Genomic DNA, 25595 nt, shown 5'->3' with positions numbered 1-25595 from the left:
TACAACCGCCTGGCCGCTTCCCATGATCAGACAACGCACCCTGCAGAATACCATTCGCGCCACCGGCGTCGGCCTTCACTCCGGTAAGAAGGTCTATTTGACGCTGCGCCCGGCACCGGTGGATACCGGCATCGTTTTCGTGCGCACCGACCTCGACCCCGAGGTGCAGGTGCCGGCGAGTGCCGCCCTGGTGACCGATACCACCCTGTGCACCGCGCTTTCCCAGAATGGCGTCAAGGTGGCCACCGTGGAGCATCTGATGTCGGCCCTGGCGGGGCTGGGCATCGACAATGCCTACGTGGATGTCAGCGCTCCCGAGGTGCCGATCATGGACGGCAGCGCCGGCCCCTTCGTGTTCCTGATCCAGTCGGCGGGCATCGCCGAGCAGGAGGCACCCAAGAAATTCATCCGCATCAAGCGTGACGTGCTGGTGCGTGAGGGGGACAAGGAGGCGCGCTTTTTGCCCCACCAGGGCTTCAAGGTGTCGTTCGCCATCGAGTTCGATCACCCGGTGTTCGAGGACCAGAAGCAGACCGCGGTGGTCGACTTCTCCACTACCTCCTTCGTCAAGGAGGTCTCCCGGGCCCGCACCTTCGGGTTCATGCGCGATCTCGAGCACCTGCGCGCCAACAATCTGGCGCTGGGCGGCAGCCTGGATAACGCCATCGTGGTGGACGATTACCGCATCGTCAACGAGGGTGGCCTGCGCTACGACGACGAATTCGTCAAGCACAAGGTGCTCGACGCCATTGGCGACCTCTACCAGCTCGGCCACAGCCTGATCGGCGAGTTCCGCGGTATCAAGTCCGGCCATGCGCTCAACAATCGGCTGTGCCGCGAACTGCTCGCCCAGCCCGACGCCTACGAGATCGTCACCTTCGAGGACGAGCGTCAGGTAGCGCCCATCTCCTATGCCGCTCCCGCCATGGCCTAGCGCCGGGCACCCCATGTCTTTAGTTCTTTGCACTTGAGCGTGAACATCTTTGGCAGGCTTTATGGTGGGAGGCCGGCTCTGCCGGCGGTTCGACGCTTCGACGAAGGCGCCGCAGGCGCCCCATAGGTAGCGCTGCGCGCTACTTCGCGAGCTGAAGCTCCCTCCCACAGTGCCTGAAGCTCCCTCCCGCAGTGCCATGTCTTTTGTCTGATCTCTTGCCGCCCTCCCAGGAGGGCGGCTTTTTCGACGCCGGATGGTTGTCGGCTTACCGAAACCACCCCTTCATGACATCGGTGATCCGGCGCATCTCGGCCGCCGAGGTGATATAGGCGGGCATGGTGTAGAGCCAGCGGCCGATGGGGCGCAGCCAGACCCCCTGATCGCGCGCCCAGGCGCCCACGCCGCGAAGCTGCTCGGCGCTGCGGGTCTCGATCACCGCGGTGGCGCCCAGCACCCGCACGTCGGCGACGGCGGGGTGGTCGGCCAGGGCCGCATCGTCGAGCAGCGTCTCGCGCAGCACGGCGTTTAGCCGGGCGATCTTGCCCAGGTAGTCCTCCTCCTCGAATACCGCCAGGCTCTCCAGTGCCACCCGACAGGCCAGCGGATTGCCCATGAAAGTGGGGCCGTGCATAAAGGCGTGCATGGGCGAATCACCGATGAAGGCGTCATGCACCCGGTCGGTGGCCAGTGTCGCCGCATGGCCGAGATACCCCCCAGTGAGCCCCTTGGAGAGCACCATGATGTCCGGCGTGACAGCGGCGTGGTCGGCGGCGAATAGCTTGCCCGTACGGCCGAAGCCGGTAGCCACTTCGTCGAAGACCAGCAGCACGTCGAACTCGTCGCACAGCGCGCGGGCGCCGGCAAGATAGTGGGGCGAGGTCATGTTGAGCCCGCCGGCGGCCTGTAGCAGCGGCTCCATCAGCAGCGCGGCGATCTCCTGGTGATGCGCCTCGAGGACGCCGCGCAGCGCAGCCAGATCCTTGGCTACCGCCTCGGGCGGGGCGTCGAAGGCGGCGGTGGGGGCCGGAGCAAAGCGGTGCTGGGGCAGATAGCCCGAGAACAGCGAGTGCATGCCTTCTTCCGGGTCGCAGACGGCCATGCAGCCCGCGGTGTCGCCGTGGTAGGCCTTCATCAGCGAGAGCAGGCGATGCTTGCCCGGGCGGCCTTGGAGCTGGTGGTACTGGACGGCCATTTTCATCGCCACCTCCATGCCCACCGAGCCGCTATCGGAGAAGAAGACATGGTTGAGACCCTCGGGCGTGACCCGGACCAGCTCGCGGGCCAGGCGGTCGGCGGGCTCGTGGGTCAGGCCGCCCAGCATCACGTGGCAGAGCGTCTCGGCCTGCTGCTGTATGGCCGCGACCAGCCGAGGATGACGGTAGCCGTGGATCATGCACCACCAGGAGCAGGTGGCGTCGAGCAGCGACTCGCCGTTCTCCAGGGTGAAGCGTGGGCCCTCGCCGCCGACCACCTTGGGGGCGGGGGACTGGGTCTTGAGGTGGGCATAGGGGTGCCAGACGGGGGACGTCATGGGGCCTCCGTTGGGTAGCGGTGGGACTGGGGCTGCCTCGATCGAGGGCGCGATAGGCACGGCAAGACGCCGCGACGCATCCTGGCGAGGCGGAGGCGCGCAAAGGCGCATGAAAACGTCGGAAAAGCGAGGGGATGGTGCGGATGGGGAGACTTGAACTCCCACGCCCGAAGGCACCAGAACCTAAATCTGGCGTGTCTACCAATTCCACCACATCCGCACGAACGGGCAGGCGTCCACATTGTACGGACGCGTCCTCGCAAGTCAATCGTCATCGGGCAGGGCCAGATGATCGGCGGCGGCCTCGGCCAGCGCCAGGGGCGCGGTTGCCGCCAGACGCGGCACCACCCCCAGGCAGGGGCCGGGCAGGTGCTGGCGCAGGGTAGCCAGATTGTCCTGGTAGAGGGCGCTGTCGGCGGCGAAGTCGGGGTCGAGGAGGCTGCCCACCCAGCCCGCCAGTCGGTGCCCGTCGGCGCCGATGGCCGCGGCGCTGAGCCGGGCGTGGTTGAGACAGCCGAGCTTGAGGCCCACCACCAGGATCACCGGCAGGTCGAGGCGGCCGGCCAGGCCGGCCAGGTCCTCGTGGTCGTTGAGCGGTACCCGCCAGCCCCCGGCTCCCTCGATCAGGGTGAGGTGTCGGTCCAGGGCGAGCAGCGGGCGAGCGTGGGCCTCCAGCGCGTCCAGCCTCAGGTCGACGCCGTCCCGGCGGGCCGCCAGATGGGGGGCGACGGCCGGGGCAAAGGTGTAGGGGTTGATCGTCGGGTAGCGCATGGCCGGGTGACTCTGCGCCTGCAGTGCCAGGGCATCGGCATTGACAAGCGGCTCGTCGGGGGCGCGGCGCGTGCACCCGGAGGCGATCGGCTTCAGCCCCAGGGTGGTCAGGCCGCGTCGCCTCGCCAGGGCCAGCAGGCCGGCGGTGACCAGGGTCTTGCCGGCATCGGTGTCGGTGCCGGTGACGAAATAGGCAGGCATCTCAGCGAGTCAGCTCCAGGGTCAGCAGATGGTAGGTGACCGGCAGACCCGCGGGCGTGCGCAGCCGTTCGTAGCGTCTCGCGGCCCGCCCCAGGTCGGCCCGGGAGAGCCGGGCGCCGGGGCGGGCGGTCTGGGCCCCAACCCCCTTGATGGAGGCCATCACCGCCGGGAGATCCGGGTAGTGAAAGCGCTCTGGGCGTGCCGCTACCTCGACCCTCGCGAAGCCAGCCAGATTCGCCGCGGCCAGGTGCCGGGCGCGGGAGCGAAATTCCAGCAGCGCCTCGGGGCTGGCCCAGGCGTGACCCACTTCCGTCAGGGTGCCGGGCGCCAGGCTGTTGATCAGAGCGCGACCGCCGGGACGCAGCACCCGGTGGAGCTCGGCCAGGGTGGCGTCCAGGTCGGGGCACCACTGGATGGCCAGGTTGGAGAACACTAGGTCCACCCCGGCATCCGGCAGCGGCAGCGCCGCGGCGTCGGCACACAGCCAGCTGGCAGTGTCGCCGTGGCCGGCGCGTGCGGTCTGGAGCATGCCCGAGGCCAGGTCCAGGCCGAGTACCCGGCAGTCGGGGCCGAAGCGCTCGGCGAGTCGCGCGCTCCAGTGGCCGGGCCCGCAGCCCAGGTCGAGCACCCGGTCGGCCCGGGCCGGCAGCCGCGCCCAGAGCGCATGGCCCATGGTGAGCTGCGCCTGGGCCCGTCGGGCATAGTGTGGCGCGGCACGGGAGAAGGCGCGTGCCACCCGACGCTGCCAGTCGGGGGAGGGCGTCACCGGCTGTGAGGCGGTCGAGGCGTTCATGGTGGCGTCTCCGTCGAGAGAGGGTGGGCGGCGTGGGCGATCTCGCTGAGGGTCGCCGCCAGCTCGGCGGGACACGACAGCATCGGACAGTGGCCGGCCTCCGCGAAGGCATGATCCAGGGCCCGGCGGTTCCGCTCGCCGAGCAGCGGGTCCCGCTTGCCGGCCAGGCGAACTATCGGGCAGGGGGGCGCGTCCAGGGTGGCGCGGTTGTCCAGGCTGGCCAGCTGGACAAGGCCTTGCGCCAGCGTGGCCGGGCTCGCGCTTGGCCGTCGGCCGATCAAGTCCTGCAGGCGGCGCAGCGCGGCTCCCCGGCCGGGCTCGCCCTGCAGCTGCCAGCGCAGGAAGTGCTGCCAGGTGGCCGTGGGTGAGCGGTTGAAGGCGTGGCGAAAGGCCCTCAGCTCGGCGGGGGTGACGCCGTCATCGCCGCAGAAGCGCCCCCCCATGCCCAGCAGCACCAGCGCCCGCGGAGGCGGTAGATGCGTTAGCAGGCGGGCGGCCAGCAGGCCACCCAGCGACCAGCCTACCCAGACGGCCTCTGCCGGCAGCGACGCCGCCATGCGCTCGGCCAGTTGCGCTGGGTCGTCGGCGCCGTCCAGGGGCTCGACGCCACCGTAGCCGGGCCAGTCGGGAGTGCTGATCGCCAGTGCTGACGGCCAGTAGGGTGCCAGGGGGTGCCAGATGCGAGCATCGATTCCCCAGCCCGACAGCAGCACCAGCGGCATCATGCGGTGGATGCCTCGTCCTGCAGGCGTGCCAGGGCCACCAGCAGACGGTCGAGCTCGGCCTCGGTGTGGGCGGCGGAGAGGGTGAGGCGCAGCCGCGCCTGGCCCCGGGGCACCGTGGGCTCGCGGATGGCGCCGACCAGCAGGCCGGCCTCGCGCAGTTGAGCCGCCCAGTGCATGACGCGGGCGCCGTCGCCCAGCACCAGCGGCTGGATGGGCGTGGGCGAGGGGGCCAGCGGCAGGCCCAGGCGGGTGGCCTCGCTGCGAAAGCGCGCTATGTGATCATGCAGCCGTCGGCGGCGCTCCGGTTCGCTGGCGAGAATGTCCAGGGCCTTCAGCGTCGCGGTGGCCACCGCCGGGGGCTGGGCGGTGGTGTACACATAGGGACGGGCGAACTGGAGCAGGTGTTCGATCAGCTCGCGGCTGCCGGCGACGAAGGCGCCGGCCGTCCCCAGCGCCTTGCCCAGGGTGCCGACCAGCACCGGGACGTCCGCCACGCCGTGGCGGCGGCCCACACAGCCGTCCCCCCGCTCGCCCAGCACGCCGAGGCCGTGGGCGTCGTCGATCATCAGCCAGGCGCCATGGCGGCGCGCCACCGCGGCGAGGCCGGCCACGTCGGCCACGTCGCCGTCCATGCTGAAGACCCCATCGCTGACCACCAGCTTGAGGGGCTCCTCCGGGGCGCGGTCCAGGATGCGGGTCAGGTCGTCGAGGTCGCCGTGGTGGAAGCGCCGCGAGCGAGCCCCGGCCAGGGCCGCGCCGTCGAGCAGCGAGGCGTGGTTGAGTCGGTCCTGGAAAATCCGGGTGGTGCCGTCGCAAAGCGCCTGCAGGACGCCCAGGTTGGCCATGTAGCCGGTGGAGAACAGCAGTGCCGCCGGCCGGCCGGTGAGCTCGGCCAGGCGTGACTCCAGCGCCTCGTGGGCGGCAAGGTGGCCGCTGACCAGGTGGGACGCGCCGGCGCCGGCACCGTGGCGGCGAGCCCCGTCGGCCTGGGCCTCGGCCAGGCGCGGGTCACGGGCCAGGCCGAGGTAGTCGTTGCCGGCGAAATCGCATAGCGACCCATCACGCGCATGGAGCCGGCGCTCGCGCCATAGCCCGGTCTGTCGTCGGGCGGCCGCCCGCTGGGCAAGGCGACTCGGCCAGGGGCTCAGGTCAATGCCCATGGCACGCCTCAGGCCCCGCTGGCGTCGTAGGCCAGCTCGGCGGCGTGGACCCGGCCGGCCCGACGCGCCATGGCGCTTTCCAAACTGGCCTGCTGTCGCTGATCGTCGACGCAGGTGTCACGACGCTCCGGATGCAGGCCGAGCTTGGCGAACAGCGCCCGGTCGCGCTCTACCTGGGGGTTCCCCGTGGTCAGCAGCCGGTCACCGTAGAAAATCGAATTGGCCCCGGCCAGGAAGGCCAGCGCCTGGGTGGATTCCTCCATCTGCTCGCGGCCGGCGGAGAGGCGCACATGGCTTTCGGGCATCAGGATGCGGGCCACGGCAATGGCGCGAATGAACTCGAGGGGGTCCAGGTCTTCCACTTCCGCCAGCGGCGTGCCCGGCACCTTGACCAGCATGTTGATCGGCACCGACTCGGGGTGTGGCTCGAGCTTGACCAGCTGCTGGAGCAGGGCGGCACGGTCGCGTGGCGCCTCGCCCATGCCCAGTATCCCCCCGGCGCAGACCTTCATGCCCGCCTGGCGAACGTTGCCCAGGGTCTCCAGGCGGTCCGCGTAGGTGCGGGTGGTGATGATCTCGCCGTAATACTCCGGGGAGGTGTCCAGGTTGTGGTTGTAGTAGTCGAGTCCGGCCTCGGCCAGGCGGCTGGCCTGGTCGGCGTCGACCATGCCCAGCGTCATGCAGGTCTCGAGCCCCAGCGCCTTGACCCGCTCGACCATGGCCAGCACCACCTCGAGGTCCTGCTCACGCGGGCTCTTCCAGGCGGCGCCCATGCAGAAGCGGCTGGCGCCAGCCTGTTTGGCGGCGCGGGCCTGCTCCACCACCTTGTCGATCTCCAGCAGTTTCTCCTTGGGGAGCCCGGTGTTGTAGTGCCCGGACTGCGGGCAGTACTTGCAGTCCTCGGGACAGGCGCCGGTCTTGATCGACAGCAGCGTGGAGACCTGCACGGCGTTGGCATCGAAGTGGCGACGGTGCACCTGCTGGGCGCGAAACAGCAGGTCGTTGAACGGCAGGGCGAAGAGCGCCTCGATCTCGGCCAGCGACCAGTCATGGCGCACGTCGGCATTGCCGGCTAGGGTCAGATCAGGTGCGCCGGAAGCGCAGGAGGCTGAGGTCATGGCAGGCTCGCTTAAAGTCAACATGGATCACTTTGGAAAGTTGACGACCAGCATAGGGCGTGGCGCCGGCTTGTCAACCCTGGGCCTTGGTGTGGTTGACCGAGCCCTGCGCCATGCGCTGCCGGGCCGCTGTGCCTTCTGTCTGGCGCCAGGCGCGGCGGGGCAGCCCTGGTGCTCGGCCTGCTTCGAGACGCTTCCCTGGAACCTGCCGGCCTGTCCCTGCTGCGCCGAACCGCAGCCGGCCGGCGCGCTTGCCGGTCGCCGCTGCGGGCGCTGTCTCGCCCGGCCGCCGGAGTTCGACCGCACCCTGGCGCCACTGCGCTATCAGGGCGAGGTGGCGGCCCTGATGCAGCGCTTCAAGTTCCACGCCTCGCCGCGGGCCGGCAGCGTGCTGCTGGCCCTGTTCCTCGCACGCCTGGTGCTTGCCGAGCCGCCGCAGGTGCTGCTGGCGGTGCCGCTGCATCCGCGGCGAGCCCGTGAGCGGGGCTTCGACCAGGCCGATTGGCTGGCGCGGCGCTTGGCGCGGCGTCTGGGGGTTCCGCTGATACGCGCTCGGCGCCGGCGCGATACGCGCTCCCAGCGTGGGCTCGACCGTCTCGAGCGCGGTCGCAACCTGCGCCAGGCTTTCGTCGTCGATAAGCGGCTGCCGCCCCGGGTGGCGCTGGTGGATGATGTCATGACCACCGGGGCGACGCTGAATGCGCTGGCGGTGGCTTGCCGCCGCGCCGGTGCCGAAGATATCGAGGCCTGGGCCATGGCGCGCACGCCGGGGTAACAACTCTGTTAGCATGCCGGCAGTTACCGCAACACCGGAGGTATCATGCAGGCGACCCACCCCTTTGCCAGGCTCGAGCCGGCGCGGATTGTTGCGGCCGTGGAATCGCTGGGCCTGTGGCTGCCGGGCGAGCCCTTCGCGCTCAACAGCTACGAGAATCGCGTCTATCTGGTCCACGATGACGAGCGCCGTCGCTGGGTGGTCAAGTTCTACCGCCCCGAGCGCTGGAGCGATGCCCAGATCCAGGAGGAGCACGACTTCCTGACGGAGCTGGCCGCCGGCGGCGTGGCGGTGGCGCCGCCCTGGCGAGACGCGGCGGGCCGCAGCCTGCATCATGCCGAGGGCTTTCGTTTCACGCTCTTTCCCCAGCTGCCGGGGCAGGCGCCGGAGCTCGAGAACCCGGTCCACCTGTTCGCGCTAGGCGAACTGATCGGCGCGGTGCATGCGGTAGGCGAGCGTGCCCGCTTCATGCATCGCGGCACCATGGACCTGGATGCCATGGTGGTCGAGGCGCGGGAGCGGGTGCTGTCGAGCGACTGGCTGGATCGCCATCAACGGCGAGCCTATGAGCGCATCACCGCGGCACTGCACGATGATCTGGCACCCCACGCCTGGGCCGCCGAACAGGCGATCCGCGTGCAGGGCGACTGCCACCTGGGCAATATCCTGGGGCGCGACGAGCACTTTGCCCTGGTCGACTTCGATGACTGCCTGATGGCGCCGGCGGTACAGGATCTGTGGATGCTGTTCACCGCCGAACGCGACGATGAGCTGCAGATGCAGCTCTCCGAGGTCCTTGAGGGCTATGAGCAGCATCGCGACTTCGACCGCCGGGAGCTGGCGCTGATGGAGCCGCTGCGCACCCTGCGGCTGATGCGCCACAGCGCCTGGCTAGTGGCGCGCTGGTCGGATCCTGCCTTTCCTCCGGCCTTTCCGTGGCTGGCGGACGCCGGTTACTGGGAGGGGCATATCCGGCTGCTGGAGCAGCAGCGTCAGGTCCTGAACCGGGGGCCGCGCTGGCTGGCCTGATCGCGGCCCGGCAGCCGAGGGGGAGTGGGGGAGCGAGCGCCCCAAGGGCGCTCGGTGTCTCGTGTGCCGGGCCCTTAGAGGTTCACTGATCCGGGTCGGGCCGCTCGGCGGGGAGGGGGTTGGCGACGCCGGTGCCATCCGCCTGACGACGCTGGATGTTGATCTGCTCGGCGGGATTCTCCTGCTCCTCGATGGCCAGTTCGCTGGCCAGCTGCAGCTGGAAGGCGTGGTTGGGGCCGAGCTCGCAGCGACCCGCGTCGCAGGCGGCCACGCCGAAGCTGCCGTCGGCTTCGTAGGCGGCGGCGGAGAACTCGCCGCTGTAGATCTCACTGTCGCCTCCCTCGGTTTCGATGCAGGTCAGCGAGTCTGCCGTGATGCGCAGGCGCTCGCCGTCGATCCGGGCGTTGCCGACCAGTACGCAGTACTCCGGCAGGGCGTGGGTGGCCTCGGGGTAATCGCTGACCGGGCGCATCAGGATGTCGTCGCGACGGTCGCTGTCGGCGTCGAGGACCAGTTCGTCGATCACCTGAACGGCAACTCGGGCATCGGCAGGCAGCGTCAGGGTGGCGGCCGACGCGGGCAGGGCCAGCAGGGCCAGCCCGGCGGCAGTCAGCATCGCGGTAGGGTTCTTGATCATGTCGTGCTCTCGATGAAGACGGCTGCGCTATGCGCAGTGAATTGACTTACGCCATTTTACCACAGCTCCCCACGGTCGGCAGCGCTGTCGGCTTGTCTGCCGTGGGCACGAAAAGGCGGCGAGCCGACCTGCGGCGAGGCGCCGCTTGCGCTAGAATGACCCTTTTAGATAACTCAATATTGTACGAAATGTTTTTACTGTATATATTTTGTACATGAGGTGGTGGCGCATGCCATTACCATGCAATGCCTAATGAAGACTGGCACGGGGCCCGATCATGACCGAAGAACTCGCCAACCACTACCGCAGGATCATCCTGGAACTGGGAGAGGACCCCGACCGCGAGGGCCTGCAGGACACCCCCAAGCGAGCGGCCAAGGCCATGCAGTTTCTGACTCGCGGCTATGCCCAGACGCTAGAGGAGATCATCAACGGCGCGGTCTTCGAGTCCGAGACCGACGAGATGGTGCTGGTCAAGGACATCGAGCTCTATTCGATGTGCGAGCATCACCTGCTGCCCTTCATCGGCAAGTGCCATATCGCCTATCTGCCTAGCGGCAAGGTGCTGGGGCTCTCCAAGTTTGCGCGAATCGTCGACATGTATGCTCGCCGCATGCAGATCCAGGAGAACCTCACCCGCCAGATTGCCGAGGCGGTGTTGCAGGTGACCGATGCCCGCGGGGTGGCAGTGGTCATCGAGGCGCGCCATCTGTGCATGATGATGCGTGGCGTGGAGAAGCAGAACTCGAGCATGACGTCTTCGGTGATGCTGGGCGCCTTCCGCGACAACCAGCCGACGCGGCAGGAGTTCCTGACCCTGGTCAACGGGCGTTGACGCCTTCGACGACTGGCCGCATCGGGATCGGGTAGCCTGCGGTCACCGCTCTTTCCCCTCACTCTGGAGCCCCGACCATGCCCCTGCACGCCCTGGATGATCAGCACTTCGATCATGACCTTGCCACCATTCGCATCAAGAACCTGCGATTGCGCACCCATATCGGTATCAAGGAAGAGGAGATCAACAACCGCCAGGACGTCGTCATCAATGCGGTGATCCGCTATCGAGCCGACCAGGCGGTGGCCTTCAATCATATCGAACAGGCGCTCAACTACCGCACCATCACCAAACAGGTGATCGCCCATGTGGAAGAGAATCGCTTCCTGCTGCTCGAGCGCATGACCCGCGAGGTGCTGGATCTGATCATGACCCACGAGCCGGTCCTGACGGCCCAGGTGGAGATCGACAAGCCTCATGCGCTGCGCTTTGCCGACTCCGTCTCGGTGACCCTTTCGGCGTCACGCGAGCCGCGACGGCCTCGCTGAGCGACGCTTGCCACCCTGGCCGAGTGGCGCTGCCGGGGCAGCGCCGACGCTTTGAGCACGGCCGGCTTTGGGCGTAGCATGGATAGGGTAAATGCCGCCGTAGAGAGAATTCGTCGTTGGACAGTGACAGTTCCCCGCAAGCGTCATCGCGTCGACGCTACTCCCCCTGGGCCCTGACAGCCATCGTTACCGCGCTCTTCGCGCTATTGCTGCAGGGCAGTCTGCCGCCGGTGAATATCGCGGCGGCCATCTTCGCCCTGATGGGACTGCGCCAGATACGGCGTATGCCCGACCGTTACATCGGTCGCGCATTCTGCTGGCTGGCCATTGCGCTTGCCCTGATACTGGCCATACTGACGGCCATGGTTCAGCCCCCTGAGGCGGCCCTGGTCGTGGACCAGGGTGCCAATGCCGTGCAGTGATGCCATCGCCAGTGCCCAGCCTACTCTGACAACGAGGCCGCCGAGCGGCCGGGAGACGACCATGGAAGCCCTCAAGGAAACGCAGCTCTATTGTCCCTTTGCCTATATCGACGGCAGCTGGGTCGCCGCCGACAGCGGCGAACAGATCGATGTCATCAATCCTGCCACCGGTGAGGCCTTCGGCAATGTGCCGCGGCTGGGACGCGCCGAGACCGAGCGCGCCATCTCTGCCGCCGAGCTGGCGCTGCCCGGCTGGAAGGCGCTCTCGGCGCTGGAGCGCGCCGACATCCTGATGAAATGGCACGACCTGATGCTCGAGCATCAGGACGATCTGGCCATGATCATGACCCATGAGCAGGGCAAGCCCCTCAAGGAGGCTGCCGGCGAGATCGCCTATGCGGCGAGCTTCCTGCGCTGGTTCGCCGAGCAGGGGCGACGCATCTATGGCGAGACGATTCCCGCCGCCAAGGGTAACCAGCGTATCGTGGTGACCAAGCAGCCGGTAGGCGTGGTGGGGGCCATCACCCCCTGGAACTTCCCGGCGGCGATGATCACTCGCAAGGCCGGCGCGGCGCTGGCCGCGGGCTGCACCATCGTGGTCAAGCCGGCCAGCCAGACGCCGTTCTCGGCCACGGCGCTGGCGCTGCTGGCCGAGCGTGCCGGCGTGCCCCGCGGCGTGTTCAACGTGGTGCCCGGGCGTGCCAGCGAAATCGCCTCGGCCATGACCGAGTCGGCGGCAGTGCGCAAGATCACCTTCACCGGCTCCACCGAGGTGGGTCGTGAGCTGATGGCCAACGCCTCTCGCCATATCCAGAAGATCTCCCTGGAGCTGGGCGGCAACGCCCCCTTTATCGTCTTCGAGGATGCCGATCTGGACGCCGCGGTGGAGGGGGCCATGGCGGCCAAGTTCCGCAATGCCGGCCAGACCTGCGTGTGCACCAACCGCTTCCTGGTGCAGTCCAGCGTGGTCAACGCCTTCTGCGAGAAGCTGGCGGTGGCCATGAACAGCGAGCTCAAGGTCGGGGACGGCACCCAGCCCGATATCAATATCGGCCCGCTGATCGACGAAAACGCGGTGGCCAAGGTCAGCGAGCACGTCCAGGACGCCGTGGACAAGGGCGCCGAGCTGCTGCTGGGGGGGCACCCCCACCCCCTGGGCGGAAGCTACTTCACCCCCACCCTGATCAGCTTCGCCAACGATCAGATGAAGGTCGCTCGGGAAGAGACCTTTGGCCCGCTGGCGGCCGTCTTCCCCTTCGATGATGAGGAGACGGCCGTGCGGATGGCCAACGACACCGAATACGGTCTTGCCGCCTACTTCTATTCCCGGGACCTGGGCCGTGTGTGGCGAGTCTCCGACGCCCTGGAGTACGGCATGGTGGGCATCAACACCGGGCTGATCTCCAATGCCGCCGCGCCCTTCGGTGGGGTCAAGGCGTCGGGGCTCGGCCGCGAGGGCGGCCACCAGGGGCTGGAGGAGTTCCTGGAGACCAAGTACCTCTGCATCGATCTCGGCTGACCGGGCTTCGCCCGGAGCTGTAAGCCATAAGCCTTAAGCCGTAAGAAATGAAAACCCCGTCGGCCATGGCCGACGGGGTTTTCTGATTATGGCGACGCTATCCACGCTGTGCTTACAGCTTACAGCTTACAGCTTACAGCTTACAGCTCGCCGCAGGCGCAGCCGTCAGTGCCTGAAATGGCGCATGCCGGTGAAGACCATGGCGATGCCCGCCTCGTTGGCGGCGTCGATCACTTCCTGGTCGCGCATGGAGCCGCCGGGTTGGATCACCGCGGCGATGCCGGCGGCGGCCGCGGCGTCGATACCGTCGCGGAAGGGGAAGAAGGCGTCGGACGCCATCACCGAGCCGGGCACCGAGAGGCCCTCGTCGGCGGCCTTGATGCCGGCGATCTTGGCCGAGTAGACGCGGCTCATCTGACCGGCACCCACGCCGATGGTCTGGCCGTTCTTGGCGTAGACGATGGCGTTGGACTTGACGTACTTGGCCACCTTCCAGGCGAACGCCAGATCGCGCATCTCCTGTTCGGTGGGCACCCGCTCGCTGACCACGGTGAGCTCATCGCGGCCGACCATGCCGAGATCGCGGTCCTGCACCAGTAGCCCGCCGGTGACGCGCTTGATGTCATGGGCATGCTCCCGCTCACCGGGCCAGTGCGCGCCCACGTCGAGCAGTCGCACGTTCTGCTTTTCGGCAACGATCGGCAAAGCGTCCTCGTCGACTCCGGGGGCGATGATCACTTCGACGAACTGGCGGTCGATGATGACCCGTGCGGTCTCGGCGTCCAGCGGCACGTTGAAGGCGATGATTCCGCCGAAGGCGCTGGTGGGGTCGGTGGCGAAGGCCTTGTCGTAGGCCTCGCGCGGGGTGGCGCCCACCGCCACGCCGCAGGGGTTGGCGTGCTTGACGATCACGCAGGCGGTGTCGGTGAAGGCCTTGACGCACTCGAAGGCGGCATCGGTATCGGCGACGTTGTTGAACGATAGCGCCTTGCCCTGCCGCTGGGTGGCGGTGGCCACGCTGGCCTCACGCGCGTTGGCCTCAACGTAGAAGGCGGCGTTCTGGTGCGGGTTCTCGCCGTAGCGCATGGCCTGCTTCTTCTCGAACTGCAGGTTGTAGGTGCGCGGAAACCCGTCCTCGCCGCCGGGCACTCGGCTTCCCAGATAGTCGGCGATGGCGGCGTCGTAGCCGGCGGTGTGCTCGAAGGCCTTGACCGCCAGGTCGAAGCGGGTGGCGTCACTTACCGCGCCGTCGTGAGCGGCGATCTCGCCCAGCACCCGAGCATAGTCCGCGGCATTGACCACGATGGTGGTGTGGGCGTGGTTCTTGGCACAGGCGCGCACCATGGTGGGGCCGCCGATGTCGATGTTCTCGATGGCATCCTCGAGTCGGCAGTCGGGCCGGGCCACGGTCTGGGCGAAGGGGTAGAGGTTGACCACCACCATGTCGATGGGGGCGATATCGTGCTCGGCCATCACCGCATCGTCCTCGCCGCGGCGTCCGAGGATGCCGCCGTGGATCTTCGGATGCAGCGTCTTGACGCGGCCGTCCATGATCTCCGGGAAGCCGGTATGCTCGGAGACCTCGGTGACGGTGACGCCGTGCTCCTGGAGCAGGCGGAAGGTGCCGCCGGTGGAGAGCAGCTCGACGCCGCGCTCGGACAGGCCGCGGGCGAAGTCGACGATACCGGTCTTGTCGGACACGCTGATCAGGGCGCGGCGGACCGGCTGGGATGAGGGAGTATCGGCCATGGTGCAACTCTTGCTGAAGGTGACGGGAAGGGGCGCCGGGCGGCCGGGCGGCCGCTCCGGTCAGATCAGGTCATGCTGCTTGAGCTTCTTGCGCAGGGTGCCGCGGTTGAGGCCGAGCAGTTCGGCCGCGCGGGTCTGGTTGCCCTGGGTGTAGTCCAGCACGCTGGCCAACAGCGGCGCTTCGACCTCGGCCATCACCATGGCGTAGAGGTCGGTCGCGGTGCCGCCGTCCAGATGGTCGAAGTAGCGTCGCATGGCGGCGTCGACGGCCTCGCGAAGGGGCTGCTCTCCGGGCCGTGTCGTTGCCAGGGACGCGGGGCCGTCGGGATCCGCCAGCTCGTTACCGGGGCCGGCGTCAAGACCCGACAGGTCGGGGTTGGGAGTGAAGACGTGTCGGTTCATGCGGCACTGATTCCATTCGCTGTCCCGACCCCGGTGCGGCAGACTGCCGGTCCGGGGCCGGAGGAAAAGAGTTCGTCGACGAAATGATACTGCTCGTCCGGGTGTTCCAGGCCGTTGAAGGCGGCCCTTAGCTCACGCTGTCGTGCGGATGTCAGGCGGCGGTCGGCGGCCAGGTACCAGCCGAGGTGCTTGCGCGCGATACGCACGCCCATCGGCATGCCGTAGAAGTCGTGCAGCGCCGCCAGATGCCCGAGCAGCACCTCGGCACGCTCGCCATCGTCGGGTTCCGACAGCCGCTGCCCGTGGCGAAGATAGTGGTCGATCTCGCGGAAGATCCAGGGGTTGCCCTGGGCGCCGCGACCGATCATCACCGCATCGGCACCAGTATAGTCGAGAACGAAGGCGGCCTTCTGGGGCGTGTCGATATCGCCGTTGGCAAAGATCGGCAGGGTGACCGCCGACTTGATGGCGGCGATGGTGTCGTATTCGGCGGTGCCGTTGAAACGCTGCTGGCGATGGCGCCCGTGCACCGCCAGGGCCTGGATGCCGGCGGCCTCGGCCAGGCGCGCGATACGCACGCCGTTGTTGCTCTCGGCGCACCAGCCGGTGCGGATCTTGAGCGTGACCGGCACGTCGACCGCGGCCACGACCGCCTCGAGGATCTCGGCCACCAGCGACTCGTCGCGCAGCAGGGCAGAGCCGGCGGCCTTGTTGCAGACCTTCTTGGCCGGGCAGCCCATGTTGATGTCGATGATCTCGGCGCCGTGGTCGGCGTTGAGCCTGGCCGCCTCGGCCAGCATTGCCGCATCACCGCCGGCGATCTGCACCGTGCGAGGGCCGGGCTCGCCGCGATGGTCCAGGCGCTGACGCGACTTGCGGGTATGCCACAGCGCGGGGTCCGAGGTGACCATCTCTCCGACGACCAGCCCCGCACCCTGGCGGCGGCAGAGCTGCCGGAAAGGGCGGTCGGTGACGCCGGCCATGGGGGCCAGAATCACCCGGTTGGGCAGGCGGTGTCGGCCGATCTGGGGCAGAGGGCGAGTCTCGGTCATGGTCGGGTCAGCTGGCTTGGAGGCTGCATATCATACGCGTCTGGGGAGGGATGGTGAAGGCGCCAGCCGGCGCGATTCACGCCGGGCGCCGCCCGCTGAGCCGGACCCAGCCTTCGCGAACCGCCGGCGCGTCCATGTGCATTCCCTGTTCGCGATAGGCGTCGAGCACCGCCTCGGCCTGGGGCTCGAGAATCCCGGAGAGTGCCAGGCGCCCCTCCGGCGCAACGTGGCCGGCGATCATCGGCGCCAGTTCGACCAGCGGGCCGGCAAGAATGTTGGCCACCACGACGGGAAAGCGCTCGGCGTCGTCGAGCTGCTCGGGATAGCAGAGCCGGAAGTCCGCCTCGACGATGCCGTTGCGCTCGGCGTTGTCGCGGCTGGCGGTGAGCGCCTGGGGATCGATATCGGTGCCGATGGCGCTGCGGGCGCCGAGCCGGAGGGCGGCGATGGCCAGGATCCCCGAGCCGCAGCCCACGTCGAGCACGCGGCCCTCGGCCAGCTCGCCCTTGACGGCCAGGTCGTCGAGCCAGGCCAGGCAGAGCGCCGTGGTGGGGTGGGTGCCGGTGCCGAAGGCGAGCCCGGGGTCGAGGTGCAGGTTGACCGCGCCGGGCTCCGGTGGCTCATGCCAGCTCGGCACGATCCACAGCCGCTGGCCCATCCGCAGCGGCTGGAAGTCTTCCATCCACTCGCGCTCCCAGTCGCGGTCGGCGAGCAGCTCGTAGTCGATCTCGGGGCAGGGCTCGCCGGGCAGGGTCTCGGCCCAGGCGGCGGCGAGCCGCTCGAGCATCGCCCCGACGCCCTCCAGGTCGTCGTAGAGGCCGGTGAGCACCGTCTCGCGCCACAGGGGGGTGCTGCCCCGCTCGGGCTCGAAGACCGGGTCGTCATGGGCGTCCTGCAGGGTAATGGCGGTAGCACCCTCGTCGAGCAGCAGCTCCTCGAGGATCTCGGCCTGTTCCGGGGCGATATGGGCCTTGAGTTGCAGCCAGGGCATGGGGGCCTCGCATTGGGCAGAAGGGTCGGGGATGAACGCAAGCGGGGCGGCCGTGGCCGCCCCGCTGGAGAGGAGGAGTCGCGGCCTACTGGGCCAGCTTCTTCTCCAGGTAGTGGATGTTGATGCCACCCTGCCGGAAATAGCCGTCCCGTACCAGGTCCTTGTGCAGGTCGGTGTTGGTCTTGATGCCCTCCACCAGCAGCTCGTCCAGGGCATTACGCATGCGCGTCAGGGCGGTCTCGCGGTCGGCGCCCCAGGTGATCAGCTTGCCGATCAGCGAGTCGTAGTGGGGCGGCACCGTATAGCCGGTATAGACGTGGGAGTCCATGCGTACGCCCAGGCCGCCCGGCGGATGGTAGAGCGTGACCTTGCCCGGCGAAGGCATGAAGGTGCGCGAGTCCTCGGCGTTGATGCGGCACTCGAAGGAGTGCCCGTTGAGCGTGACCTCCTCCTGGCTGACCGAGAGCGGCAGGCCGGAAGCGATGCGCAGCTGTTCGCGGACGATATCCACGCCGGTGACCATTTCGGTGACCGGGTGCTCCACCTGGACGCGGGTGTTCATCTCGATGAAGAAGAACCGGCCGTCCTCGTAGAGAAACTCGAAGGTGCCGGCGCCGCGATAGCCGATGGTGATGCAGGCCTCGCGGCACGCCTCGAGGACTTCGGCGCGGGCGGTCTCGTCGATCCCCGGCGCCGGGGCCTCCTCGATCACCTTCTGATGGCGCCGCTGCAGCGAGCAGTCGCGATCGAAGAGGTGAATGGCGTTGCCCTGGCCGTCGGCGATCACCTGGACCTCGACATGACGCGGGTTCTCGAGGAATTTCTCCATGTAGACGGTGCCGTCGCCGAAGGCCGAGTGGGCCTCGGTGCGGGTCACGGTGACCGCCGAGAGCAGATGGGCCTCGGTGTGCACCACGCGCATGCCGCGCCCGCCGCCGCCGGCGGCGGCCTTGATGATCACCGGATAGCCGATGCGCTTGGCGATGGCGACGATCTCGCCCTCGTCGTCTTCCGGCAGCGGGCCGTCGGAGCCGGGCACCGTTGGCACGCCGGCCTTCTTCATCGACTCGATGGCGCTGACCTTGTCGCCCATCAGGCGGATGGTCTCGGCACGCGGGCCGATGAAGGTGAAGCCGGAGCGCTCGACCTGCTCGGCGAAGTTGGCGTTCTCGGAGAGAAAGCCGTAGCCGGGGTGGATGGCGCTGGAGTCGGTGACTTCGGCAGCGCTGATCAGCGCCGGAATGTTGAGGTAGGACTGGGCCGAGGGCGCCGGTCCGATGCACACGGCCTCGTCGGCCAGGCGCACGTGCATCAGCTCGCGGTCGGCCTTGGAGTGGACCGCGACGGTCTTGATGCCCAGCTCCTTGCAGGCGCGCAGGATGCGCAGGGCGATCTCGCCGCGATTGGCGATGAGAACCTTGTCCAGCATGATGGGGTCCGCCAGTATCAGTGGAAAGATCAGGAGATGACGAGCATCGGCTGGTCGAACTCGACCGGCTCACCGTCCTCGACCAGGATCGCTTCGATCACGCCGTCGCGATCGGCCTCGATCTGGTTCATCATCTTCATGGCCTCGATGATGCACACCGTGTCCCCCTTCTTGACGCTGGAGCCTACCTCCACGAAGGGCTTGGAGCCCGGGGCGGGGCTGCGATAGAAGGTGCCGACCATCGGCGAGGTGACCGCGTGGCCCTGCGGAGCCGCGGGCGCCTCTTCGGCCGGCTCCTGAGCCGGGGCGCTGGGCGCGGCCGCCGGGGCGGGCTGGGGCATCGCCATCGGCTGGGGCATCGGCGCCTGCTGCCAGCCGGCGCCATTGGGGTGGCGGCTGATACGCACCGACTCCTCGCCTTCCTGAATCTCGATTTCGCTGATGTTGGATTCTTCGAGCAGCTCGATCAGTTTCTTGACCTTGCGGATATCCATGACGTGTCTCGATCGGTGGGTAGTTGGCGGCCGCCGGGAGCTGTTAACCCGGCTTCAAATTAGATAGATACCGGCAAGATGGTGAACATTGCCGACGCTATCGGCCGTTAATAAGCGTTGTCGCGGGAGTTTGCCTAAAATCAAAGGGGATGTCCAGCGCCCGGGAACAGCGTTCGATGACGCTCGCCGAGCGCGCCAGGGTGGCAGTCGGGAGGGGGCTCAGCTGCGGCGGCCGTTGAGCCAGTCGAGCACCCCGTTGAGATGGCTGGCGAACTCCCCGGCACGTACCTCGCCTTGAATCCGCGCCTCGCGAATCTCTTCGTCACCCTCGAAGAACATCAGGCTGGGCGGGCCGAACAGCCCGAAGTGGTCCAGCAGCTCGCGGGTCGCCGCGTTGCTGCGGGTCACGTCCACGTTGATGCGGGCGAACTCGGCCAGCGGCTCGGCCACGCCGGGCGCCGGGTAGACGCTGCGCTCCATCTGCTTGCAGGAGATGCACCAGTCGGCGGTGAAATGGACGAAGGCGGGGCGGCCCTCGTCATGGCTGGCGAGCAGGGCGGTTTCCAGCTCATCGAGCTGGGTCACGGTGGTGATCTCGACGCTCTCAGCGCTGCCGGACTGGGCCAGAGGGGCGGCCAGCGGGCGCAGCGGGTCGTGGGCGCCGCGGGCCGCACCGATCACCAGGGCAATGCCCCAGGCCAGCAGCAGCAGTCCTGCCGCCTGGCGAACCCTGGGCCAGCCCTGGGGCAGGTTCAGGGTCAGAGCGCCCAGGGCCAGAGCGGTGGCGATGGCGAGTGCCGCCCACAGCAGCAGCGCTACCGGACCGGGCACCAGGCGTTCGACCAGCCAGATCGCTACGCCCAGCATCAGGATGCCGAAGGCGATCTTGACGCCGTTCATCCAGGCGCCGGTGCGCGGCAGGGCGGTGGTGCCGTAGGTACCCACCAGCAGCAGCGGCACGCCCATGCCGAGTCCCAGGGCGAGCAGGGCGCTGCCGCCCATCACGGCGTCGCCGGTGGTGGAGATGAATACCAGGGCGCCGGCCAGCGGTGCCGAAACGCAGGGGGACACCACCAGCACAGAGAGCGAGCCGGCACCGGCCAGGCCCAGCGGGCCGCTGCGCTGAGCGCGGGCCTGCCAGGCATCGACGCGTCCGGCCAGCCGAGGCGAGAGCCGCAGGTCGAAGGCGCCGAACATGGCCAGGGCGAAGAGCACGAAGAGGATGGCGAAGACGATCAGTACGGGCGGCGACTGCAGGTGGGCCTGCAGGTTCAGGCCGGCGCCGAACAGGCCCATCAGCACCCCCACGACCGCGTAGGTCAGGGCCATGCCGGCAACATAGCTGAGCGAGAGCACGAAGGCGCGGGGCCGGCTGGGATTCTGGCCGACGATGATTGAGGAGAGGATCGGCACCATCGGCAGCACGCAGGGGGTGAAGGTCAGCCCCAGCCCGGCGAGGAAGAACAGGCCCAGCGCCAGCGGCAGGCTGGCCTCGCGAATCAGGGCGTTGAAACGGCCATCCTCGCTCAGCGGGGCGGCCGGGGCGGCGGTGCTCGCGGCCCCCCCATCGCCCGAATCGCGCCAGCTGATGAAGGCCGCGGGCATGGCCCCCTGGTTGGCCTGCAGGTCGACCTGTTCGGGCGGATAGCAGAGCCCGGCATCGGCGCAGCCCTGGAAGCTCACCGTGATAGCCAGCGGGCCCTCGGCGCCGTTCTCGATGGGCGCCTCGAAGACCACCCGGTCGTAGAAGACGTAGACATCGCCCAGGAACTCGTCGGACTTGAACTCGCCCGATGGAATGCTGGGCTCGCCCAGCGCCAAGGCGCCATCGGCACCCTCGACGTCGAGCCGGTGACGATAGAGGTAGTAGCCCTCGGCATTTTCGAATCCGATATAGAGGGTGTCGCCGTCATGCCAGGCGCTGGGCTGGAAGGCCTCCATCACCGGCAGGAAGTCGCCCTGGTTGCTCGACGAGGAGGAGAACCACTGGGCGTGGGCGGCCAGCGGCAACAGCAGGGTCAGCAGCAGGGCGCAGAGGCGGGCAAGGTGGCGAACGGTCAAGACGGTCATCCTTTTCGAAGCAGAACCGGTGCGCTGCTAAGACCCGGCGAGGCTGGCCGAGTTCAGCGGCAAAGAGCGCACGAGGACGTTGCCCTCAAGGATACCCCACCTGGCAGCGGCTGTTGACCACCCCTGGGTGCGCGCCTTTGTCGCGCCTCGCCCACAACGGCAACGGGCCGCCCCAGAGGGCGGCCCGTCTCGTGAGGCGCTGGTGCTGGCTCAGGCTTTCTCGTAGGCGGCAACGGCCTTCTCGATGGCCTTGCGGGCGGCCTCGGCGCCCTCCCAGGACTCGACCTTCACCCATTTGCCCTTCTCGAGATCCTTGTAGTTCTCGAAGAAGTGGGCGATCTGCTGGCGCAGCAGCTCGGGCAGGTCGGTGATCTCATTGACATCGTCGTAGAGGCTGGAGAGCTTGGCGTACGGGACGCAGACCAGCTTGGCGTCTTCACCCGCCTCGTCGGTCATGTTGAGAATGCCTACCGGGCGGGCGCGGATGATGGCGCCGGCCTGCACCGGGCAAGGTGTCACCACCAGGGCGTCCAGGGGATCGCCGTCGTCGGCCAGGGTGTGGGGGATGAAGCCGTAGTTGGCCGGGTAGAACATCGGCGTGGCGAGGAAACGGTCCACCAGCAGCGCGCCCATGTCCTTGTCGATCTCGTACTTGATCGGCGAGTGGTTGGCGGGGATCTCGATCGCCACATAGACGTCGTTGGGCAGATCCTGACCGGCGGGAATCTTGTCGAAGTTCATGATCGCTTCCTTCGGTTGGCGAAAGGGGATGGGCCGGAAATTTGGCAGGATTATACGGAGCCCGTCTGGGGATTACCAATGCGACATAGGTGAGAGCCGGCTTGGGCTTTGGTTGACAAGCTGGTGATGCGCCAAGGGTGTATCATGGCCCGCGCGAGGGAGCGCCCGGCTGCGCTGCGGCGGGCGCGGACGAATCCGCGGAATCATAAGGAGCGTGTCTTGGCATCTTCCCAGCTGGCATTGAGCGTTGGACAAGCCTTCGTGGCACCGGACCGGCGTCGCCACCGCAGCTCCATGTCGGTGCGTATCCCCGATGACAGCGGCCAGCTGGCGGCCAAGGGGGCCTGCGCGCTGATCAGCGATACCAGCTCCCGCAACGCCATCGCCAAGCAGGCCGGCGATCTCAGCGTGCGCGGCTTTCTCGCCGACTACTTCTCGACCCCGGACCACTGGGACGTCAAGACCTCGGCGACACGCGTGCTGCGTGCGCTGAACGGCTGGTGCTACAGCCAAAGTCACTATGTCGAGGGCGGCAGCTATGTCGCGGCGCTGTCGGCGATGGTCTACCGCGCCCATGATGCCCACCTCTTCCATATGGGCGATACCCTGGTGTTTCGCCTGCGTGGCGCCGAGTTCGAACAGCTCTCCCGCGACCACATCACCGACCTGGGCGGCTACCGCTACCCCTCGCGGGCGCTGGGGCTCGACGGCAGTATCGATATCGACTACCTGCGTCTGCCCCTCAAGCAGGGCGATATCTTCCTATTCACCACTCAGGCGGTGCGCGGGACGCTGATGCCCTCGGACTATGTGCGGCTGATACGCCAGGATGCCAGCGACCTGGACGCGGCCTGCGAGCGCCTGGCCCAGGCGGCACGGGAGCGCGCTCAGTCCCGGGGCTACGGGGCCGATCAGTTCTGCTTTCAGCTGGTGCGAATCGACCAACTGCCCGAGGCCGAGCAGGATCATCCCGGACGCATCTATGGCGACCTGCCGATTCCCCCCGAGCTCTCTCCGGGGGAGCGCATCGACGGGCTGGAGATCCAGGAGGTGCTGTCGCGTACCGCCCAGTCGCGGGTCTATCGCGTTCGCGATACGCGTACCGAGCGCGAGATGGTCATGAAGGCGCCGAGTCCGGAGCTCTCCAATCGCAACGCCTATCTCGAGCACTTCCTGCTGCAGCAGTGGGTCGTGGAGCGGGTCAAGTCGCCCTTCGTGGCGCGGGTGATGGAGCCCTCGCGGCCACGCCGCCACCTCTACTACCTGATGGTCTACGTCGAGGGGGAGACCCTCACCGCCTGGGCGCGCCGCCATCCCCAGGCGAACCTGGCCCAGCGGTTGGATATCGCCGTCCAGCTGGGCAAGGCGGTGCAGGCGCTGCACCATCGCGACCTGCTGCACCAGCGCATCCACCCCGACAACGTGCTGATCGATGCCCATGGCCAGGTGGTGCTGTCCGACTTCAGCGCCTGCCACATGCGCGACGTGGACGGGCACCGTCGCTCCCGGGAGCTGGCGCGCCAGGTGGGACTCAGCGAGCACAGCGCCCCGGAATATGCGCTGGATGATCCGGTGGGGCGGCGCAGCGACCAGTACTCGCTGGCCTCGACCATCTACTGGCTGCTGACCGGCGAGCTGCCTTATGCCCTGGCACCCAACCGGCTGCGCAGCCATACCGACCTGGAGCAGCTGAGCTACCGCAGTGCCCGCACCCGCAATCCCGAAGTGTCTCCGGCGCTGGATGATACCCTGCGGCGGGCCCTGGACCCGCAGCGTTCGCTGCGTTTCCGGCGCATGTCGGAGCTGCTCTATGCGCTGCGCCATCATGATGGCCAGAAGGCCGACCCGCCCGGCGGCTCTCGGCTGCTGCGAGAGCCGGCCAACTTCTGGCAGGGTGTGGCCGGTATTCTGCTGCTGCTGCTGGTGCTGTCCTGGCTGCTTCGATGACGCCCTTTGCAGGTTCGAGGTTCGAGGGCCTTGCGTCTCGTTCCTCGCGCCTCGCTTCTCGCCCCTCGCCCCTCGTACCTAGTCCCTCGCTCCTGTCAGATCTTGAACTCGGGCAGTTTACGTTCCGCCTTGGCCAGCTTGAGATGGGCGACCTTGGGCAGGCCGTTCTCGAAAGGCGGGAAGTCCTCGCCCTGGATCAGCGGCGAGAGGTACTGGCGGCAGGCGTCGGTGATGCCGAAGCCGTCCTCGCGAATGAACTCGCGTGGCATGAACTTCTCGCGGTTGGCAACCTCGGCCAGGGGGGCGGCCTCGATGGCCCACTCGTAGGGGCTATCGCTGGTGCGCTTGATCGCCGGCATCATGGCGTTCTTGCCCTCGATGGCCAGCTCCACCGCTTTCTCTCCCACGGCGTAGGCCTGCTCCACGTCGGTCTTCGAGGCCAGGTGGCGGGCGGCGCGCTGCAGGTAGTCGGCCACTGCCCAGTGGTACTTGTAGCCCAGGTCCTGCTTGACCATGCCGGCCAGCGTCGGGGCCACGCCGCCTAGTTGACGGTGGCCGAAGGCGTCGGTGTTGCCGGAGTCGGCGAGGAAGGTGCCGTCCTCGTAGCGGGCGCCCTCGGAGACCACGATCACGCAGTAGCCGTACTTCTGCACCGCCTCCTCGACCCGCGCCATGACCGCCTCGCGGTCGAAGGCCACCTCGGGGAAAATTACCAGGTGGGGCGGCTCGCCTTCACCCTCGCCGGCCAGCGCTCCGGCGGCGGCGATCCAGCCGGCGTGGCGTCCCATCACCTCGAGCACGAACACCTTGGTGGAGGTGGCGCACATGGAGGCGATGTCCAGGGAGGTTTCCAGGGTCGAGGTGGCGATGTACTTGGCCACGCTGCCGAAGCCCGGGGAGTTGTCGGTGATCGGCAGGTCGTTGTCCACGGTCTTGGGCACGTGGATGGCGGTCAGAGGATAGCCCAGCTTCTCGGAGAGCTGGGAGACCTTGAGGCAGGTGTCGGCACTGTCGCCGCCGCCGTTGTAGAAGAAGTAGCGGATGTCGTGAGCGCGAAAGACCTCGATCAGCCGCTCGTACTGGGTGCGGTGAGTCTCGATGTCCTTGAGCTTGTAGCGGCAGGAGCCGAAGGCGCCGCCGGGGGTATGGCGCAGGGCGGCGATGGCCTCGTCGGACTCCTGGCTGACGTCGATCAGGTCCTCGGTGAGGGCGCCGATGATGCCGTTGTGACCGGCATAGACCTTGCCAATGCGGTCGGAATGCCGGCGGCAGGCCTCGATCACGCCGCAGGCGCTGGCATTGATCACGGCGGTAACACCGCCAGACTGGGCATAGAAGGCGTTATGCTGGGCCATGGGGCTTGCGTGCTCCGGGTCGCGTGCAGGGGGATGGGCGGTTTTCACGGGTCGGTGAAACGGCGCAATAGTCTAGCCGAAAGCGGCCGAGGCTGCATCCAGCCTCCCTCTCGCTGTAGGCAGTGGGCCACTCGGTGCTTATCTGGCGACAAGCCTTCGAGGAGGCGCTGTGAATACTTCCCTGTACGCTACCGATTCCCTGCTTCGCTCTCGCGTCCCGCTCCGCTTGCAGGACCGGTGCTGGCCATCCATGGCCAGCCCGTTCGAAGCAGTGCTTCTCACCCCTGGAATCGGACCTCCTCTTCAGCTTGCCCCCAGCGCCCTCGTTTTCTCAATTGCGCGAGACCGGTGGACGATCTTGCTGCTCGCTGGCCGCTGGAGGGGCTCCCGGTGCCATGCTAGTCTCGCCTCACCCTGCCGCGGTGGG

General features: G+C 67.9%; 24 protein-coding genes and 1 tRNA gene. 8 read left to right on the top strand and 17 right to left on the bottom strand.

Annotated elements, in window-relative coordinates; all coding sequences use genetic code 11:
* The first annotated feature begins 22 nt into the window (after positions 1–22).
* The gene (gene lpxC / locus ACZIYR_RS11715) at positions 23–934 is read left to right on the top strand and encodes a UDP-3-O-acyl-N-acetylglucosamine deacetylase (RefSeq protein WP_473033960.1); all 912 of its coding nucleotides are present in this window, start codon (positions 23–25) and stop codon (positions 932–934) included.
* 265 nt (positions 935–1199) lie between these two features.
* Here lpxC and bioA read toward each other — a convergent pair whose 3' ends face one another.
* The 7 genes from bioA to bioB all read right to left on the bottom strand — a co-directional run bounded on the left by bioA (position 1200) and on the right by bioB (position 7233).
* Positions 1200–2465, bottom strand: coding sequence for an adenosylmethionine--8-amino-7-oxononanoate transaminase (gene bioA / locus ACZIYR_RS11710; protein ID WP_483526824.1), 1266 nt, complete (start codon positions 2463–2465; stop codon positions 1200–1202).
* Between the two features lie 135 nt (positions 2466–2600).
* Positions 2601–2685 (bottom strand) — tRNA-Leu (locus ACZIYR_RS11705).
* A gap of 44 nt (positions 2686–2729) precedes the next feature.
* The gene (gene bioD / locus ACZIYR_RS11700; protein WP_483526823.1) at positions 2730–3437 is read right to left on the bottom strand and encodes a dethiobiotin synthase; all 708 of its coding nucleotides are present in this window, start codon (positions 3435–3437) and stop codon (positions 2730–2732) included.
* Between the two features lies 1 nt (position 3438).
* On the bottom strand, positions 3439–4230 hold the full coding sequence (locus ACZIYR_RS11695; RefSeq protein ID WP_483526822.1) for a methyltransferase domain-containing protein: 792 nt from the start codon (positions 4228–4230) through the stop codon (positions 3439–3441).
* Positions 4227–4955 (bottom strand): alpha/beta fold hydrolase, encoded by a 729-nt coding sequence (locus ACZIYR_RS11690; protein ID WP_483526821.1) that lies wholly within the window; start codon positions 4953–4955, stop codon positions 4227–4229. The genes ACZIYR_RS11695 and ACZIYR_RS11690 overlap by 4 nt, the downstream gene beginning before the upstream one ends.
* Complete coding sequence (bioF, locus tag ACZIYR_RS11685; RefSeq protein WP_483526820.1) at positions 4952–6115, bottom strand: 8-amino-7-oxononanoate synthase; 1164 nt, start codon at positions 6113–6115, stop codon at positions 4952–4954. The genes ACZIYR_RS11690 and bioF overlap by 4 nt, the downstream gene beginning before the upstream one ends.
* A gap of 8 nt (positions 6116–6123) precedes the next feature.
* A complete protein-coding gene (gene bioB, locus ACZIYR_RS11680) occupies positions 6124–7233 on the bottom strand; it encodes a biotin synthase BioB (RefSeq protein WP_483526819.1) in 1110 nt (369 codons plus the stop codon).
* A gap of 91 nt (positions 7234–7324) precedes the next feature.
* Between bioB and ACZIYR_RS11675 the strand changes: the two genes are divergently transcribed.
* Together ACZIYR_RS11675 and ACZIYR_RS11670 are read left to right on the top strand one after the other, a co-directional pair.
* Positions 7325–8008, top strand: a complete 684-nt coding sequence (locus ACZIYR_RS11675) for a double zinc ribbon domain-containing protein (protein ID WP_483526818.1) — start codon at positions 7325–7327, stop codon at positions 8006–8008.
* A gap of 45 nt (positions 8009–8053) precedes the next feature.
* Complete coding sequence (locus ACZIYR_RS11670) at positions 8054–9037, top strand: serine/threonine protein kinase (protein ID WP_483526817.1); 984 nt, start codon at positions 8054–8056, stop codon at positions 9035–9037.
* An 82-nt stretch (positions 9038–9119) separates the two neighbouring features.
* Here ACZIYR_RS11670 and ACZIYR_RS11665 read toward each other — a convergent pair whose 3' ends face one another.
* Positions 9120–9674 (bottom strand): hypothetical protein, encoded by a 555-nt coding sequence (locus ACZIYR_RS11665; protein WP_473033954.1) that lies wholly within the window; start codon positions 9672–9674, stop codon positions 9120–9122.
* A gap of 277 nt (positions 9675–9951) precedes the next feature.
* On the opposite strand from ACZIYR_RS11665, the gene folE reads away from it, so the two are divergent.
* The 4 genes from folE to ACZIYR_RS11645 all read left to right on the top strand — a co-directional run bounded on the left by folE (position 9952) and on the right by ACZIYR_RS11645 (position 12938).
* Positions 9952–10509, top strand: coding sequence for a GTP cyclohydrolase I FolE (gene folE / locus ACZIYR_RS11660; RefSeq protein WP_473033953.1), 558 nt, complete (start codon positions 9952–9954; stop codon positions 10507–10509).
* A 77-nt stretch (positions 10510–10586) separates the two neighbouring features.
* Positions 10587–10997 (top strand): dihydroneopterin triphosphate 2'-epimerase, encoded by a 411-nt coding sequence (gene folX / locus ACZIYR_RS11655; protein WP_473033952.1) that lies wholly within the window; start codon positions 10587–10589, stop codon positions 10995–10997.
* Positions 10998–11113: 116 nt separating this feature from the next.
* Positions 11114–11419: a hypothetical protein gene (locus ACZIYR_RS11650; protein ID WP_483526816.1), complete on the top strand. Its 306-nt coding sequence runs from the start codon at positions 11114–11116 to the stop codon at positions 11417–11419.
* 61 nt (positions 11420–11480) lie between these two features.
* Positions 11481–12938, top strand: a complete 1458-nt coding sequence (locus ACZIYR_RS11645) for an NAD-dependent succinate-semialdehyde dehydrogenase (protein ID WP_483526815.1) — start codon at positions 11481–11483, stop codon at positions 12936–12938.
* A 165-nt stretch (positions 12939–13103) separates the two neighbouring features.
* On the opposite strand, the gene purH is transcribed toward ACZIYR_RS11645, so the two are convergent.
* The 8 genes from purH to ppa form a co-directional block, all read right to left on the bottom strand.
* The gene (gene purH, locus ACZIYR_RS11640; RefSeq protein WP_483526814.1) at positions 13104–14687 is read right to left on the bottom strand and encodes a bifunctional phosphoribosylaminoimidazolecarboxamide formyltransferase/IMP cyclohydrolase; all 1584 of its coding nucleotides are present in this window, start codon (positions 14685–14687) and stop codon (positions 13104–13106) included.
* A gap of 60 nt (positions 14688–14747) precedes the next feature.
* The gene (fis, locus tag ACZIYR_RS11635; RefSeq protein ID WP_473033950.1) at positions 14748–15089 is read right to left on the bottom strand and encodes a DNA-binding transcriptional regulator Fis; all 342 of its coding nucleotides are present in this window, start codon (positions 15087–15089) and stop codon (positions 14748–14750) included.
* On the bottom strand, positions 15086–16141 hold the full coding sequence (dusB, locus tag ACZIYR_RS11630; protein WP_483526813.1) for a tRNA dihydrouridine synthase DusB: 1056 nt from the start codon (positions 16139–16141) through the stop codon (positions 15086–15088). The genes fis and dusB overlap by 4 nt, the downstream gene beginning before the upstream one ends.
* 76 nt (positions 16142–16217) lie before the next feature.
* Entirely contained in the window at positions 16218–17132 is a 915-nt protein-coding gene (gene prmA / locus ACZIYR_RS11625) for a 50S ribosomal protein L11 methyltransferase (protein ID WP_483526812.1), read from the bottom strand.
* An 85-nt stretch (positions 17133–17217) separates the two neighbouring features.
* Positions 17218–18561: an acetyl-CoA carboxylase biotin carboxylase subunit gene (gene accC / locus ACZIYR_RS11620; RefSeq protein WP_483526811.1), complete on the bottom strand. Its 1344-nt coding sequence runs from the start codon at positions 18559–18561 to the stop codon at positions 17218–17220.
* A 29-nt stretch (positions 18562–18590) separates the two neighbouring features.
* A complete protein-coding gene (accB, locus tag ACZIYR_RS11615) occupies positions 18591–19055 on the bottom strand; it encodes an acetyl-CoA carboxylase biotin carboxyl carrier protein (protein WP_483526810.1) in 465 nt (154 codons plus the stop codon).
* Between the two features lie 219 nt (positions 19056–19274).
* Positions 19275–21125: a protein-disulfide reductase DsbD gene (gene dsbD / locus ACZIYR_RS11610; RefSeq protein WP_483526809.1), complete on the bottom strand. Its 1851-nt coding sequence runs from the start codon at positions 21123–21125 to the stop codon at positions 19275–19277.
* A 210-nt stretch (positions 21126–21335) separates the two neighbouring features.
* Positions 21336–21866 (bottom strand): inorganic diphosphatase, encoded by a 531-nt coding sequence (gene ppa / locus ACZIYR_RS11605; protein ID WP_473033946.1) that lies wholly within the window; start codon positions 21864–21866, stop codon positions 21336–21338.
* A gap of 219 nt (positions 21867–22085) precedes the next feature.
* Between ppa and ACZIYR_RS11600 the strand changes: the two genes are divergently transcribed.
* Positions 22086–23813 (top strand): bifunctional protein-serine/threonine kinase/phosphatase, encoded by a 1728-nt coding sequence (locus ACZIYR_RS11600; protein WP_483526808.1) that lies wholly within the window; start codon positions 22086–22088, stop codon positions 23811–23813.
* 95 nt (positions 23814–23908) lie between these two features.
* Here ACZIYR_RS11600 and ACZIYR_RS11595 read toward each other — a convergent pair whose 3' ends face one another.
* On the bottom strand, positions 23909–25168 hold the full coding sequence (locus tag ACZIYR_RS11595) for a 6-phosphofructokinase (protein WP_473033945.1): 1260 nt from the start codon (positions 25166–25168) through the stop codon (positions 23909–23911).
* Between the last annotated feature and the right edge of the window lie 427 nt (positions 25169–25595).

It is taken from the genome of Billgrantia sp. NRB1, from assembly GCF_056921725.1.
Note: the sequence above shows the minus strand (reverse complement) of the source record. Positions and strands in the feature narration are given on the sequence as shown.

Bases quoted from the DNA above. Each gene is read 5' to 3' on its own strand.
- accC (WP_483526811.1), bottom strand. From the start codon at position 18,561: ATGCTGGACAAGGTTCTCATCGCCAATCGCGGCGAGATCGCCCTGCGC.
- prmA (WP_483526812.1), bottom strand. From the start codon at position 17,132: ATGCCCTGGCTGCAACTCAAGGCCCATATCGCCCCGGAACAGGCCGAG.
- ACZIYR_RS11645 (WP_483526815.1), top strand. From the start codon at position 11,481: ATGGAAGCCCTCAAGGAAACGCAGCTCTATTGTCCCTTTGCCTATATC.
- bioD (WP_483526823.1), bottom strand. From the start codon at position 3,437: ATGCCTGCCTATTTCGTCACCGGCACCGACACCGATGCCGGCAAGACC.
- lpxC (WP_473033960.1), top strand. From the start codon at position 23: ATGATCAGACAACGCACCCTGCAGAATACCATTCGCGCCACCGGCGTC.
- fis (WP_473033950.1), bottom strand. From the start codon at position 15,089: ATGAACCGACACGTCTTCACTCCCAACCCCGACCTGTCGGGTCTTGAC.
- accB (WP_483526810.1), bottom strand. From the start codon at position 19,055: ATGGATATCCGCAAGGTCAAGAAACTGATCGAGCTGCTCGAAGAATCC.
- ACZIYR_RS11690 (WP_483526821.1), bottom strand. From the start codon at position 4,955: ATGATGCCGCTGGTGCTGCTGTCGGGCTGGGGAATCGATGCTCGCATC.
- ACZIYR_RS11695 (WP_483526822.1), bottom strand. From the start codon at position 4,230: ATGAACGCCTCGACCGCCTCACAGCCGGTGACGCCCTCCCCCGACTGG.
- folX (WP_473033952.1), top strand. From the start codon at position 10,587: ATGCCCCTGCACGCCCTGGATGATCAGCACTTCGATCATGACCTTGCC.
- purH (WP_483526814.1), bottom strand. From the start codon at position 14,687: ATGGCCGATACTCCCTCATCCCAGCCGGTCCGCCGCGCCCTGATCAGC.
- bioF (WP_483526820.1), bottom strand. From the start codon at position 6,115: ATGGGCATTGACCTGAGCCCCTGGCCGAGTCGCCTTGCCCAGCGGGCG.
- dusB (WP_483526813.1), bottom strand. From the start codon at position 16,141: ATGACCGAGACTCGCCCTCTGCCCCAGATCGGCCGACACCGCCTGCCC.
- bioB (WP_483526819.1), bottom strand. From the start codon at position 7,233: ATGACCTCAGCCTCCTGCGCTTCCGGCGCACCTGATCTGACCCTAGCC.
- folE (WP_473033953.1), top strand. From the start codon at position 9,952: ATGACCGAAGAACTCGCCAACCACTACCGCAGGATCATCCTGGAACTG.
- ACZIYR_RS11595 (WP_473033945.1), bottom strand. From the start codon at position 25,168: ATGGCCCAGCATAACGCCTTCTATGCCCAGTCTGGCGGTGTTACCGCC.
- bioA (WP_483526824.1), bottom strand. From the start codon at position 2,465: ATGACGTCCCCCGTCTGGCACCCCTATGCCCACCTCAAGACCCAGTCC.
- ppa (WP_473033946.1), bottom strand. From the start codon at position 21,866: ATGAACTTCGACAAGATTCCCGCCGGTCAGGATCTGCCCAACGACGTC.
- ACZIYR_RS11665 (WP_473033954.1), bottom strand. From the start codon at position 9,674: ATGATCAAGAACCCTACCGCGATGCTGACTGCCGCCGGGCTGGCCCTG.
- ACZIYR_RS11670 (WP_483526817.1), top strand. From the start codon at position 8,054: ATGCAGGCGACCCACCCCTTTGCCAGGCTCGAGCCGGCGCGGATTGTT.
- dsbD (WP_483526809.1), bottom strand. From the start codon at position 21,125: ATGACCGTCTTGACCGTTCGCCACCTTGCCCGCCTCTGCGCCCTGCTG.